The sequence below is a fragment of the Burkholderia sp. Ac-20353 genome (assembly GCF_017104785.1).
Lineage (GTDB): Bacteria > Pseudomonadota > Gammaproteobacteria > Burkholderiales > Burkholderiaceae > Burkholderia.
Genome location: NZ_JAAGPL010000020.1, coordinates 1 through 15,597, shown reverse-complemented (window position 1 = coordinate 15,597; position 15,597 = coordinate 1). Strand labels below are relative to the sequence as shown.

Annotated in this window: 14 protein-coding genes; 9 read left to right on the top strand and 5 right to left on the bottom strand. The window is 63.7% G+C overall.

Features of this window, described 5'->3' with window-relative positions; translation table 11 throughout:
* The first annotated feature begins 11 nt into the window (after positions 1–11).
* Entirely contained in the window at positions 12–638 is a 627-nt protein-coding gene (locus tag G3N94_RS09735; protein WP_205792172.1) for a response regulator transcription factor, read from the top strand.
* A 29-nt stretch (positions 639–667) separates the two neighbouring features.
* Here G3N94_RS09735 and G3N94_RS09730 read toward each other — a convergent pair whose 3' ends face one another.
* Together G3N94_RS09730 and G3N94_RS09725 are read right to left on the bottom strand one after the other, a co-directional pair.
* Positions 668–1,168, bottom strand: coding sequence for a hypothetical protein (locus G3N94_RS09730; RefSeq protein WP_205792171.1), 501 nt, complete (start codon positions 1,166–1,168; stop codon positions 668–670).
* Between the two features lie 290 nt (positions 1,169–1,458).
* The gene (locus G3N94_RS09725) at positions 1,459–2,025 is read right to left on the bottom strand and encodes a TetR/AcrR family transcriptional regulator (RefSeq protein WP_205792170.1); all 567 of its coding nucleotides are present in this window, start codon (positions 2,023–2,025) and stop codon (positions 1,459–1,461) included.
* Between the two features lie 104 nt (positions 2,026–2,129).
* Between G3N94_RS09725 and G3N94_RS09720 the strand changes: the two genes are divergently transcribed.
* The 6 genes from G3N94_RS09720 to G3N94_RS09695 all read left to right on the top strand — a co-directional run bounded on the left by G3N94_RS09720 (position 2,130) and on the right by G3N94_RS09695 (position 8,505).
* A complete protein-coding gene (locus G3N94_RS09720; protein WP_205792169.1) occupies positions 2,130–2,723 on the top strand; it encodes a 2-hydroxychromene-2-carboxylate isomerase in 594 nt (197 codons plus the stop codon).
* An 88-nt stretch (positions 2,724–2,811) separates the two neighbouring features.
* Positions 2,812–4,434 (top strand): AMP-binding protein, encoded by a 1,623-nt coding sequence (locus tag G3N94_RS09715; RefSeq protein WP_205792168.1) that lies wholly within the window; start codon positions 2,812–2,814, stop codon positions 4,432–4,434.
* 48 nt (positions 4,435–4,482) lie between these two features.
* Entirely contained in the window at positions 4,483–6,303 is a 1,821-nt protein-coding gene (locus G3N94_RS09710) for an acyl-CoA dehydrogenase C-terminal domain-containing protein (protein WP_241021723.1), read from the top strand.
* A 61-nt stretch (positions 6,304–6,364) separates the two neighbouring features.
* Complete coding sequence (locus tag G3N94_RS09705; protein ID WP_205792166.1) at positions 6,365–7,105, top strand: SDR family oxidoreductase; 741 nt, start codon at positions 6,365–6,367, stop codon at positions 7,103–7,105.
* Between the two features lie 44 nt (positions 7,106–7,149).
* Complete coding sequence (locus G3N94_RS09700) at positions 7,150–8,139, top strand: nitronate monooxygenase family protein (RefSeq protein ID WP_205792165.1); 990 nt, start codon at positions 7,150–7,152, stop codon at positions 8,137–8,139.
* 168 nt (positions 8,140–8,307) lie between these two features.
* On the top strand, positions 8,308–8,505 hold the full coding sequence (locus G3N94_RS09695; RefSeq protein ID WP_205792164.1) for an oxidoreductase-like domain-containing protein: 198 nt from the start codon (positions 8,308–8,310) through the stop codon (positions 8,503–8,505).
* A gap of 119 nt (positions 8,506–8,624) precedes the next feature.
* Here G3N94_RS09695 and G3N94_RS09690 read toward each other — a convergent pair whose 3' ends face one another.
* Positions 8,625–10,085, bottom strand: a complete 1,461-nt coding sequence (locus G3N94_RS09690) for an MFS transporter (protein WP_205792163.1) — start codon at positions 10,083–10,085, stop codon at positions 8,625–8,627.
* A 178-nt stretch (positions 10,086–10,263) separates the two neighbouring features.
* On the opposite strand from G3N94_RS09690, the gene G3N94_RS09685 reads away from it, so the two are divergent.
* A complete protein-coding gene (locus G3N94_RS09685; protein ID WP_205792162.1) occupies positions 10,264–11,136 on the top strand; it encodes a LysR family transcriptional regulator in 873 nt (290 codons plus the stop codon).
* Between the two features lie 44 nt (positions 11,137–11,180).
* Here the strand turns inward: G3N94_RS09685 and G3N94_RS09680 are convergent, their stop codons facing one another.
* Complete coding sequence (locus tag G3N94_RS09680) at positions 11,181–12,149, bottom strand: LysR family transcriptional regulator (RefSeq protein WP_205792161.1); 969 nt, start codon at positions 12,147–12,149, stop codon at positions 11,181–11,183.
* A 426-nt stretch (positions 12,150–12,575) separates the two neighbouring features.
* Between G3N94_RS09680 and G3N94_RS09675 the strand changes: the two genes are divergently transcribed.
* Positions 12,576–14,861, top strand: a complete 2,286-nt coding sequence (locus G3N94_RS09675) for an NADP-dependent malic enzyme (RefSeq protein ID WP_205792160.1) — start codon at positions 12,576–12,578, stop codon at positions 14,859–14,861.
* Positions 14,862–14,921: 60 nt separating this feature from the next.
* Here G3N94_RS09675 and G3N94_RS09670 read toward each other — a convergent pair.
* On the bottom strand, positions 14,922–15,597 hold a 676-nt coding region (locus G3N94_RS09670; RefSeq protein WP_205792159.1), incomplete at its 5' end, for a LysR substrate-binding domain-containing protein.

The window sequence follows — 15,597 nt, the reverse complement described above, 5'->3', positions numbered from 1 at the left end:
GGAGGGCGAAAGTGAGCATTAGGGTCGTGATAGCGGATGACCATCCGCTGATGTTGGTGGGCATTCGTCATGCGCTGGCATCCGAGCCGAACATAACCGTGGTGGGCGAGGCGCTCGAGCCCGGTGCGCTGCTGAGCTGCATCGCACGCACGCGGTGCGACATCGTCGTGACCGATTTCGCGATGCCGGGCCGCGCGCATGCGGACGGGTTGCTGATGCTGGAAGCGATCCGCGAGGCCTTTCCGAGCGTACGCATCGTCGTGCTGACGATGCTCGACAATCCGGCGCTGATGCAGAACATCTGCAACACCGGCGTGCTGACGGTGCTCAACAAGCGCGGCGTGCCGACCGATCTGCCGCGCGCGGTGATGGCTGCGCATTCCGGGCGGTCGTTTGTATCGACGAAGCCGCGCGAGCCGATCGGCGTGCCGGAGAGCGACGACCTGTACGCGCTCAGCGCGCGCGAAATCGAAGTGGTGCGGATGTGCACGAACGGCATGTCGATGACCGACATCGCGCATCATTACGGCCGCAGCATCAAGACGATCAGCACGCAGAAGCACAACGCGATGAAGAAGCTCGGGATACGCAGTGACGCCGAGCTTTACCTGTACGTGTCGGATCACGGACTGGCGTGACGTGACGGGGGCAAACCGGAAACGACGGTTCAGTGCCGTCGCATTCCGCCGGCCCCAGTCATTCCACCGAACCGATGCATTCCGCCGAACCCGTGGAACCCGCCGACGGGGAACGGACCGCGGTGAAAGCCTGCTCCCATTGGCATGCCGAAGCGGTGGTGATCCATTGGGTGGAAGTGATCGACGCGATGGAAATGGTGGAAGCGATGGAATCGGTCGACAAAGATGAAGCTCACGCCTGCGCCGACGAACAGCGGCGGCCCCCAATACCAGGAGTCGGGGTACGGGTAGGCTGCGGGTGGATACCACACGACGCTACCGTCAGGACTCTGTACGATCTGCCATGTTCCGTCGCTTTGCAGGCATGCGCGCCCCACGACCTGCTGCACCATGCCGTCGATTTCCGCCTGCCCGACGACCGCGCGGCAGTTGGCGCTGTAGTCCGCCGAATCGTCATACCCCTGCGCAAAGGCAGGCACGGAAAGGCCGAGGCAGACGAGACCTGTCCCGAAACGAAGCAAGTTGCGCATGATCGGCTCCTGCATTGATCTCGTGCACTTGACGCACGGAGCGTCACTGGCGGCGCCCGGCGTCTGGTTTGCCGGCACAGATTCCTGACGTGGTAGTAGCAGTCTGCTGCTTTGTACGTCGCCGCCTGCGGAGTAAACGACGTAGCGCACCGGGTTATTCCATGAGGCGGTACACATCGACGGCGAATGTTGGTCATCCGACAGCTGCCGGCGCGCGTGTCGGCAGGCCAATCGCGCACGGTCCGCATCAGCATGCGCTGAGGAATCGGCTTTCAAGGTAAGGCCACCGGCTAGTCCAGATCGAGAGAGTGGATTCGTCCGATATGTCTGCGACATGCCGCAAGGATTTCTTTGCGGGTCTTTTCGCTTTCCACTGAACGTGCCAGAACGAGCGCGCCCACGCACTGTGCGATCAAGGCCCAAGCGCCATCAGGATCATTGATTCTGTCGCTCCAGCTTTGGTGCGTATGTTTGAGGCTTTTTTCCGCCGCTTTGCGAACTGTCGCTGAAGAACGTGCGATTTCCGGGCCGAGTGTGGGCAGCGCGCATCCGCTTTCCGGATTGGCTGCGTGGGCGCTGCTGAGGTAGCTCCGTAAGCGCCTGGCTACATAGTCCGGGTCAGACTGCTCATCGCCAGCAAGCATTTGAGAACTGCTCTCCAGCTCTTCCCGGACCAGTTCCTCAAACAGCGCCTGCTTGGAGGGAAAGTGCGTGTAGAACGCTCCGCCGGTGAGCCCAATGGAGGACATCAGGGCGTCGACGCCGGTCGCATCGAATCCTCCTTGCTTGGCAATCGCCTTGCTGCTTGCGAGCAGTTTGGCTCGCGTCTCTTGCTTGTGTGTGGGGGAGTAGCGCATACGAAGATTTGGGTTAACCCGGATGGCAACGATTCTCTAGGTTAGCATACCCTCCGTTAACCAAACGATCGTTCACCAAACGGAAGTTTACCAAAGGAGTGTTTATGACCAAAGATGTGCGCTTCTTCTTCGATGTTGGTAGTCCGGCCTCGTATCTGGCCTGGACGCAATTGCCGGAGATCTGCGCGAAGGCGGATGCCCGTTTGATTTACAAGCCGATGCTTCTGGGGGGAGTGTTCCAGGCGACAGGCAATGCGTCTCCTGCAGTCATCCCTGCGAAAGGGCGCTATACGAATCATGACTATCAGCGCTACGCGCGCAAATACGGCGTGCCATTCGCGAGTAATCCTCACTTCCCGATCATCACGCTGTTTCTCATGCGGGTTGTGACGGGCGTGCAGTTGCGCGAGCCAGAGCGACTGCAGGAACTGCTCAGGGCCGTATTCAAGGCCATGTGGGTCGACTCGCTAAACCTCAACGAACCGGAACTCACCGCCAGGACCTTGGCCGAGGCCGGCTTCGATCCGCAGGATATGCAGGCATTGGCTGCGAACCAGGAGGTCAAGGCTGCCCTGAAGGCGGTGACCGATGAGGCTGTCGGGCAGGGTGTCTTCGGCGCACCGACGACCTTCGTTGGTGAAGAGATGTTCTTTGGACAAGACCGCCTGGACATGATTCGGGAAGAGTTGGCTCGCTAGCCTTCGATCCCGGCCCTTCAGTCCGTGTGGCAGAGAGGGGCACTCCAGAAGCGCATTCGAACAGAGCTACAGAACTTTGGAGACAAGCATGGAAACTCGCCATTGGCATGCCAAATATCCTCCGGGCATGCGCGCGACGATCGATCTCGCGGCAGACGAGACGCTCGCGCGGCTGTTGGAGCGATCTTTCCCGGAGTTTCGGGAGAGGCCTGCAGTGATTATCGGCGACGAGCGGCTGAGCTATGCGCAGTTGGACGAATACTCTCGGTCGCTTGCTGCGCACTTCCAGCGTGCTGGCCTGTGCAAAGGGGATCGCGTCGCGTTGTTGCTGGGCAACTGCATGGCGTTTCCGATCGTGTTGGCGGCGGCGCTGCGCAGTGGTCTGATTGCCGTCCCTGTCAATCCTCTGTACACGGCCCGCGAACTCGATCATCAACTACGAGATGCCTGCGTCCGAGCGATCGTGCTGGTCGACAGTTCGTACATCAAGCACGGGCCCTTGATAGAGGCGGCTGGCGTTGCGCAGTCTTTGACGGTGCCGGCATCCGGTCTGCTGCGCGCCATAGAGACTGCACCGGTCATCGGTCATGATGCTATCCAGCCAACACTGCCCTTGGCCGAGGTGCTTGCGCAAAAAGCGCCTGAGGGAGCTGATGCCGTTTCGGTTCATCCGGAAGATCCGGCGTTGTTGCAGTACACCGGAGGAACCACCGGCCTGTCCAAGGGAGCCATTCTGACGCATCGTGCAATGAGTGCCGGAATATTGCAGTCGATGAGTTGGTTCACGCTGGCGGTAGATACAGCCGAACTCTCGGTGGTTGCACCGCTGCCGCTCTACCATATCTACCCGCTCCAGATGCTGCTGCTCACATTGCGCCTGGGTGGTGTCATGCGCCTCGTGGCTAACCCGCGCGACACCAGCACAGTGATAGCAGAGATGAAGCGTGCGCCATTCGGTGTATTCATCGGCGTCAATACGCTGTTCAATTCACTGGTCCAGGATTCCGAGTTGCAATCGGTCGAATTCGACGGAACAAGGCTGGTCATTGGCGCCGGCGCCTCCGTGCAGCAAGCGGTATCACAGCGCTGGAGCGTTGCGGGCGCGCCCCCCATTACTGAAGCTTATGGTCTGACCGAGACTTCGCCTGCGGCGACGTTCAATCCGGTCGGGCACAGCGGCGACATCGGCATCCCCGTGCCTTCCACCGATGTGCGAGTGGTCAACGATGAAGGCCATGTGGTGCCCCATGGAACGCCCGGTGAATTGCTGATCAAGGGGCCGCAGTTGTTCTCTGGCTACTGGAAGCGCGAGGACGAAACCCGCAAGGTCATGACGGACGACGGCTTCTTCCGCACGGGTGACATTGTGGTTGCGGATGCCACGGGCAACATGAGAATCGTTGACCGTAAGAAAGACATGATCCTGGTATCAGGCTTCAACGTCTATCCAAATGAGATCGAGGCCGTGGTTGCGTTGCACGAAGGTGTACTCGAATGCGCATGCGTCGGCGAGCCCGACGAAAAATCAGGTGAAGTGCCGCACCTCTACCTGGTACCCAAGCAGCCGGATCTGAGCCCACAGGACATCGAGCAGCACTGCCGCGCGAATCTTGCGGCGTACAAAGTGCCGAAGTACGTCACGTTCGTCGATGCGCTGCCGAAATCGACCGTCGGGAAGATTCTACGACGAGAACTGCGTGCGTCGAAGTGAAGTGACTGGTGCAGGCGTACAGAGCCGTCAGGCTCCCCGCCTGATTTTATGGATGTGCATCTCGGAACCTCTACATACCCCATTTCCAGAATGACTACATACTCTGCTCCCCTGAGGGATATCCAGTTCGTGCTTCATGAACTGCTCGATGTTCACACGCTGCTCCCACACATCGAAGGATTCGAGCGCGACACGACCGACCAGATACTGGCGGCTGCAGGAGAATTCGCGACCGAAGTCATTGCCCCGCTGAACGGGACGGGTGATCGCCAGGGTTGCACGATGGTGGAACCCGGCGTTGTGCGAACCCCTGACGGATTCAAGGAAGCGTATCGGCAATTTGTCGATGGCGGGTGGACGGGACTGGCCTGCAATCCTGCGGACGGCGGGCAAGGCATGCCCGGCGTACTCGGCGGAGCGCTGTTCGAGATTTTCTGCGGTGCGAACATGGCGTGGGCCGCCTATTCCGGAATGTCGCAGGGCGCATACACGTGCCTGGCTGCCAATGCCGATGACCAGCAGAGGGCGCTGTACATGCCGCGCCTCGCTTCGGGAGAGTGGGCGGGCACGATGTGCTTGACCGAGCCGCACGCTGGCACGGATCTGGGATTGCTGCGCACGCGGGCGGTGCCGCAGGCGGATGGATCCTATGCGGTGACCGGAACGAAGATCCTCATTTCAGGCGGCGAGCACGACCTGACCAGCAACATCGTTCATCTGGTACTGGCCCGGTTACCGGATGCGCCGTCCGGCGTGAAAGGCATTTCACTGTTCATCGTACCCAAGTTTTTGCCGACGGGTGATGGCGGATTGGGCGAGCGTAACTCCGTCAGTTGCGGCTCCATCGAGAGCAAGATGGGCATTCATGGCAATTCGACGTGCACGATGAATTTCGATGGTGCGACCGGCTGGCTGCTGGGTGAAGCGAACAAAGGCCTGGCAGGTATGTTCGTGATGATGAACCATGCACGGTTGTTCGTCGGCATCAATGCGATTGGCCTGATGGAAGCCGCGTACCAGAAGGCGCGCTCCTACGCGCGTGATCGTTTGCAGGGTCGGGCAGCCGGCGCGGGATTGCGCACCGGGTCTGCCGACCCCATCGTCGCCCATGCTGATGTGAAGCGCATGCTACTCACACAGAAAGCGTATGTGGAGGGTACTCGGGCTTTCGCGCTGTGGGCTACTCATCTATCTGATGTCCTGAAGGCGCATCCCGATACTGAGGCCCGCGCGCAGGCCGGGGAACTGCTGGCCCTCGTAACGCCTGTTGTCAAGGCATTCTCGAGCGAGCTCGCGGTGGAAAGCTGCAGCATGGCGATGCAGGTCTTCGGTGGCCATGGGTACATCCAGGACAATGGTGTGGAGCAACACCTGCGCGACGCAAGAATCATCCCGTTGTACGAAGGATCCAACGGTGTCCAGGCCATGGATCTTCTCGGCCGCAAGTTGATCGCAGACGGTGGCCGACGTTTGGACGTGTTTCTGAAAGAGATCGACGCATTCGCTCAATTCCGGTGCGGCCGAGCGGAAATCGATGCATTGCTCGCTGCACTGGAAGACGCGGTATCAGTAGTCCGGACTTCAGCGAAGCACCTCATCGCTCGATCGGCAACCGATCTGGACGCGGCAGGTGCCGGCGCATCGGCGTTCCTGAGGCTGATGGGCCATGTTTGCATTGCGTGGATGTGGGCGCGTAGCGCAAGCGTTGCGGCCGAACGGAAAATCGCTTCGAACGAATCGATCTATACAGCCAAGATCGTCACGGCAAGGTTCTATTTCGAAAGACTTCTTCCCGAAATTCGGGGTTTGGCGGCAGTGCTTGCAACCGACCCTGAGGCGGTTTGCGCAGTGAATCCCGATTTGCTTTAACCCTTGATCTGTCAATCGGATTCCGAAAATTCAAAATCCATATTTATCAAAGGAGAACGTGATGTCATCTTCTGAAACCCATCCACGCGTGGCGCTCGTCGTCGGGGCGGGAGACTCCACCGGCGGCGCCATTGCTGCTCGTTTCGCCAAAGAAGGGTACATCGCCTGCCTGACGCGTCGCTCGGCCGACAAACTGGAGCCTGTCGTGGAAGCCATCCGTGCAGCGGGTGGCCAAGCCCATGGTTTCGGCAGCGATGCGCGCAAGGAAGAGGACGTTGTTGCGTTGATTGACCGCGTCGAGAAAGAGCATGGCCCCATCGAGGTGCTCGTGTTCAACATCGGGGCGAATGTGCCTTGCAGCATCCTGGAGGAGACGGCGCGCAAGTACTTCAAGATCTGGGAGATGGCCTGTTTCGCTGGTTTTCTCAACGCTCGCGAGGTGGCCAGGCGCATGGTGGAACGTGGCCGGGGCACCATCCTTTTCACCGGTGCGACCGCCGGTCTTCGTGGATCGGCGAACTTCGCTGCCTTTGCGGGCGCCAAGCATGCCTTGCGTGCGCTGGCCCAAAGCATGGCACGTGAACTCGGCCCCCGAAACATCCACGTCGCGCACGTTGTCGTCGATGGCGCCATTGATACGGAATTCATACGCACGAATTTTCCGGAACGCTATGCGCTCAAGGAAGAAGGCGGCATTCTCGATCCCGAGCACATCGCCGACAACTATTGGCACTTGCACCAGCAGCCGCGCGACGCCTGGACGTTCGAGCTGGATCTGAGGCCCTACATGGAACGCTGGTAACGCAACCTCCGCCCTCACATTCCTTTCATCTGAGAACCATTTCCATGGAAACACGAATTACTCAACTTTTTGGCATCCGCCATCCGATCATCCAGGGTGGCATGCACTTTGTCGGGCTCGCCGAATTGGCATCGGCCGTCTCCAATGCCGGCGGCCTTGGCATCATCACGGCGTTGACGCAGAAAACTCCCGAACTGCTGGCCAAGGAAATTGCGCGCTGTCGCGACATGACGGATCAGCCCTTTGGCGTGAATCTGACGTTCCTTCCCACGTTTTCCGAACCACCGTACCCCGAATACATCGCAGCGATCGCCGACGGTGGCGTGAAGATCGTTGAGACTGCCGGCCGTAGCCCTGAGGAGCACATTCCAGCACTCAAGGCAGCCGGCATCAAGGTCATCCACAAGTGCACGTCGGTGCGCCATGCGTTGAAGGCCGAGAAGATCGGCTGCGATGCGGTGAGCGTGGACGGTTTCGAGTGCGGTGGCCATCCCGGCGAGGATGACGTTCCGAACATGATTTTGCTTCCGCGTGCGGCCGAAGAACTTCGGATCCCCTTCGTGGCCTCGGGCGGTGTGGCCGATGGTCGGGGTTTGGTCGCCGCGCTTGCGTTGGGTGCGGACGGCATCAACATGGGAACGCGCTTTGTCGCTACCAAGGAGGCCCCGGTGCACGAGAACGTGAAGCGGGCCATTGTCGAAGCCACCGAACTGGATACCCGCCTCGTGATGCGGCCTTTGCGCAATACGGAGCGAGTGCTGCGGAATCAAGGGGTCGACAAGCTTCTTGAAATCGAGAAGAAGCGAGGATCCGATCTCCAGATCTCCGACATTCTGGATCAGGTAGCCGGCGTTTACCCCAAAGTCATGTTGGACGGGCAGATGGATGCCGGTGCATGGAGTTGTGGGATGGTAGCTGGCTTGATCCGGGATATTCCGAGCGTCGACGAACTCGTCACCCGGATCATGGATGACGCTCATTCGTTGATTGCACAGCGGCTTTCCGGCCTGCTTCGTGAGCCATTGCTGGTTTGATATCCTGACGATAAGTATGGCGGTCAGCGTCTCGCTCGGGGGGCTAATGATAGAAACTCCGAGCGGACGACCGCCGCACCGTTACCGGGCAGAGGCGGCCGGACCGCTCACCCGAACCGCTCACCCGAATCGACCTATACTGTTCGCTCCAAGTCAACGGACCACCCCGTGCCGAACAGATCTTCCGACGATTCGCCCGCCGACGATCCCCGCCCGATACCGCCTCAGCAACCCGAACTGGAAGACTGCTGCAACAGCGGCTGCTCGCCGTGCGTGTTCGACCTGTACGACGACGCGTTGGATCGCTACCGGGCCGAGCTTGCCGCGTGGGAAGCGCGTCAAGCGAAGCGCAAGCCGCACCGGTGAACGGCGCGCGCGTGGCGTAGCGCGCGTCGCAGTGCATGCAGGTTGCCGCGACCGCAGCGAGCCGCAGCCCGCGCATGCGCAGCGCACAGTGCACGGTGCACGGTGCACGTTCGCGAACGTCATGCACCCGCATGCAGCCGCCGATGCAGCGGCCCGAGCATCGCCGACAGCAGCACGCCGGCCACCAGTACCGCCACCAGCACGAACATCGACGTGCGGAACGCGTGCACGTAATCGGGTGCGGCGGGATGCGCGCCGAGCCGCGAGAAGAACACGCCGCCCAGCGTGGCTGCGCCGACCGCTGCGCCGATCTGCAGCGTCGCCGTCACCATCCCCGACGCGACACCCGCGCGCTCGGGCGCCACTTCGGCGAGCACGATCCGCACGACGGACGGCAGCACGAGCCCCTGGCCGATGCCCATCGCCGCGAGCCCCAGATAGAAGCCGGGCCCGGGTGCGTTTGCGCCGGCGAGCGCGGCTGCCGCGGCGAGACCGATCGCCAGCATCGTGAAGCCGAGCGTGAGCACGCGGAAGCTGCCGTAGCGGCTGACAAGGCGCGGCATCAGCAGCGGGCTCGACAGGAAGCCGAGCCCGAACGGCAGGATCGCGACTCCCGACACGAGCGGCGACCAGTGCAGGCAACCCTGCAGGTAGATCCCGTAAGTCAGGAAGAAAGCGCTCATCGTGTAGAACAGGAACGCGAGCGCGAGCCCGAGTGCGACGACCGGATTGCGGAACAGCCGCACGTCCAGCAGCGGATCGTTTCCATCGGCGAGCCGGCGCGCCTCCACTTTCAGCAGCAGGCCGAGCATCGGCAGCGCGCCGGCGAGGCAGGCCACCATCCACAGCGGCCAGCCTTCCTCGCGTCCGCGCGTGAGCGGATAGACGAGCATCAGCAGGAACAGCGACAGCAGGATCGTGCCGGGCACGTCGATGCGCTGGCCGCGCGGCGGCCGGCTCTCCGGGATGAAGCGCCAGCTGCCGAGCAACGCAAGCACGCCGATCGGCAGATTGACGAGAAAGATCGCGCGCCAGCCGAGCCCGAACGGGTGCAGGCTGATCAGCGCACCGCCGCCAAGCTGGCCGATCACGGCCGCGAGACCGAACACGAAACCGTAGAACCCCATCACCCGCACCTGTTCATGCGGGGTGAACACGCTGCGGATCGTCGCGAGCACCTGCGGCGCGAGGATCGCGGCGAACAGGCCCTGCAGCACACGTCCGGCGACGAGCACCGTGCCGCTGCCGGCGAGGCCGCACAGCACCGAGGCCAGCACGAAGCCGGCCATGCCGATCATGAAGAGCCGCTTGCGCCCGTACAGGTCGCCGAGGCGGCCGCCGGTGATCTGGGCGACCGCGTTCGCACAGGCGTAGGCCGATACCACGAGTTGCAGCTGGGTGGCGTGCGCACCGAGGCCGTCGCGGATCGCGGGCAGCGCGAGATTCACGATGAAGTAGTCGAGCGGGGGCAGGATCGCGCCGACCAGCAGCACCGCGAGCGCCCAGCCGTGATGGCTGCGCGCGGCGGACGCGGGTGTCTGGGTGATCGGGGCGCGGGGCGCGAGCGTGTGGTCCGTCATGGTGCATGCCTTCGGAATGGGGCCGGATTGCAATGGCGACCGGCCGGACGGCAAGGCCGCCCGGCAAGGTCACCCGTCGCCGGCGTATCGAGCAGCCATTCTGGCGCGCGGGCTATGGTTCGGAAAAGCGGGAAATGGTGGTAGCATCCATCGGATTATTCGATGGATAGGTGGCGGCATGCGCGGTTTCGATCTGGATCAGTTGCGGACCTTCGCGGCGGTGGCGGACGCGGGCAGCCTGACGGCGGCGGCGCCGCTTCTGCATCTGTCGCAGTCGACGGTCAGCGAGCAGGTGCGCAAGCTCGAGGCGCGCGCGGGCGTGCCGCTGTTCGTGCGCAGCAAGCGCGGCGTCGAGCCGACGCCGGCAGGCACGCGGCTGCTGCACCATGCGCGGCGGATCGTGGCGCTGAACGAGGCCGCGTTCGACGAAGTGCGCGGGCAGGCGCTCAAGGGCGAATTGCGGGTCGCGATCACCGACTATTACCGCACGCATGAAGTCGCGGGCATGCTGGCGCGGCTGCGCGAGTGCTATCCGCAGCTGAGCCTGCATGTCAGCACGATGAAGAGCGCGGACATCGAGCAGGCGCATGCGAAAGGCCAGATCGATATCGGTGTGGTGATGAACCTGTCGAGCGGGCCGTTCAGGCCGGCGTCTGCAGATACGCGCTGGGTGTTGCGGCGCGAGCCGCTGTCGTGGGTCACGGCGCCGGCGCTGGCCGAGCAGTTGCCCGTTCCGCTGCCGCTCGTGCTGCTGCCGGACGACTGCATGATGCATCAGATCGCGATCCGCTCGCTCGACGAGCAGCACATGCATTACGTGCTCGTGCACAGCGCGTCGGGCGTCGCGGGCCTGCAGTCGATGCTCGCGGCGGGGCTCGGCGTCGGCTGTCTGTGCGCGTCGGCGATCGGCGAAGGGCTGATGCGGCTCGGCCCGAAGTATCGGCTGCCGGCATTGCCGGATGCGGTGTTCTCGCTGACACCGCCGCTGCCCGGCGAGCGCGAGGCGGTTACTCAGGCGCGCGAGGTGCTGGCGAGGCAGTTGGTGGTGTAACGCGGTGGTTCGCGAAGGCTGCTACCACTATGCGTTGCCCGACGTCAGCCGGGCCGGCCGTCGCCCGCTTCCTGATACAGCGTGCGCAGGATCTGCGCGAAGACCGTATCGATTTCGCGCGCGCCGCCCGCGCGCGTGAATGCCGCGATCGGCGGCAGCGTCCAGTCGAGCGTGTACGGCACGATCGCGACGCCCGCGATGTGAACGAGTTCCTCCGCAATGTCGGCGGGGACGATCGACACTGCTTGATCGTTGGCGACGATCATTTCGCCGATCAGGCGCGACGAGTAGCTTTCGACGATCGGCACGGGCGGCGCGACGCCGGCGTGCAGGAACAGATCCGCGATCTGCTCGCGGATCGGGGTGTGCGGCGGGCCGAGAATCCAGTCGAGCTCCGCGAGCTTCTGCCAGTTGAGCCGGCTGCGCGCAAGCCGCGCGGCGAGCCGCCGGCTCGCGATCAGGCGTGGCGTTTGCCGATGCAGCACTTCGAAGCGCAGCCGCTCGAGATCGACGGTTGACGACGCGCGACCGATCACGATGTCGAGGGTGTGGTCGCTCAACTGCGCGATCAGCGTATCGCTGGTGCCTTCGTGAATCGTCATCGTGAGCCGCTGCGGCACTTGCGATTGCGTGCGCCGGATCGCCGCCGCCAGCGTGCGGCCCGAAATGAACGGAATGACGCCGATATGCAGCCGCGTCGCATGGCCGGCGACAACCGCTTCGATGTCACGGGTGAGATGGTCGAGGTCGTGCAGCATCGCCTGCGCGCGTTCGAGCACGACGTTGCCGAGCGCGGTCGGCACCATGCCGCGCGGCGAACGGTCGAACAGCGGCCCGCCGAACATGCTTTCCAGCTCGGCCAGCGCATTGGTGACCGCCGGCTGGCTGCTCGCGAGATGCTCGGCCGCGCGCGTCAGCGAGCCGTGCTGCCGGATCTGCAGCAGCAGCACGAGGTGTCGCATTTTCAAACGGGCACTCAGGCGCCGGGTCACTTCTTCAATATCGAATCGCACGACTCGCGCATCCTAGGGTCTGTTTACATATGGAACGTGCATGCGAATGCCCGAAATCGCTCGTATGGCAAGAAGTGAGGAGCGCCGTTTGGCCGCGCCAAACAAGCGACGAGCGACGCCGCCATACGGGCGATTTCGGGCATTCCCCTGGAATGAGTTTTCAATTTGGGGTTGCCACGAGAACGGCCGCTCGCCGCGTTGCGCTCCTTGCGAATACGACCAGTATTCGCGGCGTCGCGCGCCTCGCGAGCGGCCGTTCTCGTGGCAACGCATGCACGTTCCATATGTAAACAGACCCTAATCATCACGAAAACATGATGGACGCATACTAATTCAAAATGGCGCGCCCGAGACGTCTGCCTAGAATGGCCTGCTTCGATGGTCGCCGGGACGGGCCCGGCGCGTGGATGCGAGACGAGACGACTCATGAACAAGACCGAACGCCAGGCCGCCCTGGAATATCACGAATTTCCGACCCCGGGCAAAATCTCCGTCACGGCGAGCAAGCCGCTCGTGACGCAGCGCGACCTCGCGCTCGCCTATACACCGGGTGTGGCGGCGACCTGCGAGGAAATCGCCGCCGATCCGGCGCAGGCGTTCCGCTACACGAGCCGCGGCAACCTGGTCGGCGTAATCACGAACGGCACCGCGGTGCTGGGCCTCGGCAACATCGGGCCGCTCGCGTCGAAGCCGGTGATGGAAGGCAAGGCCGTGCTGTTCAAGAAGTTCGCGGGCATCGACGTGTTCGACATCGAGATCACGGAGACCGATCCCGACAAGCTGGTCGACATCATCGCGAGCCTCGAGATGACCTTCGGCGGCATCAACCTCGAGGACATCAAGGCGCCCGAGTGCTTCACGGTCGAACGCAAGCTGCGCGACCGGATGAAGATCCCGGTGTTCCACGACGACCAGCACGGCACCGCGATCACGGTGTGCGCGGCGTTCATCAACGGGCTGGCCGTGGTGGGCAAGGACATCACGCAGGTGAAGGTCGTGACGTCCGGCGCCGGCGCCGCGGCGCTCGCGTGCCTGGACCTGATGGTCGATCTCGGGCTGCCGCCGGAGAACGTCTGGGCGACCGACATCGAGGGCGTCGTCTATACCGGGCGCACGGTCGCAATGGACCCGGACAAGGCCCGCTTTGCGCAGGATACGTCTGCGCGCACGCTGTCCGACGTGATCGAGGGCGCCGACGTGTTCCTCGGGCTGTCCGCCGGCGGCGTGCTGAGCGCGCCGCTGCTCGCGAAGATGGGGCCGCGTCCGCTGATTCTCGCACTGGCCAACCCGACGCCCGAGATCTTTCCGGAAGAAGCCAGTGCGGTGCGCGACGACGCGGTGATCGCGACGGGCCGCTCTGACTATCCGAATCAGGTCAACAACGTGCTGTGCTTCCCGTACATCTTTCGCGGTGCACTCGACGTGGGCGCGACGTCGATCACGCGCCGGATGGAGATCGCGGCCGTCCATGCGATCGCGGGGCTCGCAAAGGAGGAGCCGAACGACTCGGTCGCTGCCGCCTATGGCGCGTACGACCTGGCGTTCGGCCCGAAATACCTGATTCCGAAGCCGTTCGATTCCCGCCTGATCGTGCGGATCGCGCCGGCCGTCGCGAAGGCGGCGATGGAGGACGGTGTCGCCACGCGCCCGATCGACGATTTCGCCGCATATGCGGACCAGCTTCAGCAGTTCGTCTACCACTCGGGCGCGTTCATGAAGCCGCTGTTCGCGGCAGCGAAGCAGTTCGTGCGCGACGGCGGCAAGACGCGCATCGTGTTCGCCGAAGGCGAGGAGGAGCGGGTGCTGCGCGCGGTGCAGGTGATCGTCGACGAGAAGCTCGCGCGTCCGATCCTGGTCGGCCGCCCGGAAGTGCTGCTCGCCCGCATCGAGAAGTTCGGGCTGCGGCTGCGGCTCGGCGAAGACGTCGAAGTCACCAATCCGGAATACGACGAGCGCTTTCACCAGTACTGGACGACCTACTGGGAACTGCGTTGCCGCGACGGCATCACGAAGGAGATGGCGCGCGTCGAGATGCGACGCCGGCTGACGCTGATCGGCGCGATGATGGTGCGGCTCGGCGATGCGGACGGCATGGTGTGCGGCACCGTCGGTGCGTTCCACGACCACCTGCGCTTCGTCGACGAGGCGATCGGCAAGCGGCGCGGCGCGCATGTGTACGCGGCGATGAACATCCTGCTGCTCGACCAGCGCACGCTCGCGCTCGTCGATACGCACGTCAATGACAACCCGAGCGCCGACCAGATCGCCGAGTTCACGGTCGCGGCGGCCGAGCAGATGGCGTGGCTGAACCTGACGCCGAAAGTCGCGCTGCTGTCGCGCTCGAATTTCGGCTCGGGCAGTTCGGCGTCGGGCGCGAAGATGCGCGAAGTGCTCGCGCGCGTCAGCGAGCAGGCGCCGGATCTCGAGATCGACGGCGAAATGCACGGAGATTGCGCGCTGGATGAAGCGCTGCGGCTGCGCATCCTGCCGACGTCGCGGCTGAAGGGCGCGGCGAACCTGCTTGTGTGTCCGAACGTCGACGCGGGGAATATCGCGTACAACCTGCTGAAGACGGGCGCGGGCAGCAATGTCGCGGTCGGGCCGTTCCTGCTGGGCGTGAATGCGCCGGTCAACGTCCTGACGTCGAGCTCGACGGTGCGACGGATCGTGAACATGGCCGCGTTGACGGTGTTGCAGGCGAACCGGGACTAACCGCGCGAAGTGCCGGCGACGCAATTGCCGGTGTGACGCGGGGCGCCACGAACCCCGCCGTCACTCCGGCGCCCCGCCGACATACGCGAGCAACCCGCGCACCAGCGCATCGAACGTCGCGCGGCAGCGCGGGCTCGTGCGCAGGTCTTCGTGCATCACGACCCACGTCTCGAGCGGCATCGCGACCTGTTCCGGCAGCACGCGCACGAGCCGCGCATCGCGTGCCGCGAGCCCGCACTGGCAGAAGCCGATCCCGTAGCCGGCGCGGATCATCGCGAGCTGCGCGAGGTTGCTGTCGGAACGCAGCGCGAACGCATCCCGGTTCCACGCCGGCAGCGCTCGACCCGCCGCGCGCAGGAACGGCGTCACGTCGTCGAAGCCGATCAGCGCGTGCCGCGCGAGTTCCGCCAGCGTGGCCGGCGTGCCGTATGCGGCCAGATAGTCATCCCGCGCAAATAGCCCCGCTTCGATGTTCCCGATGCGCCGCGCGACGAGCGCATCCTGTGCCGGCGGCGCCATGCGGACCGCGATGTCGGCTTCGCGCTTCAGCACGTCCTGGATGCGATCGGTCGTCACCAGTTCGACGACCAGCCCGGGATGGTCGCGCCGCAGTTGCGTCAGCACGGGCGGCAATACCTCGACGCCGATCACGTCACTCGCCGAAATGCGTACCACGCCGCTGGCGCCCGGCCCGTGGCTGGCCGCCGCGCGCTCGAACGCGGCAGCGGCGCTGCGA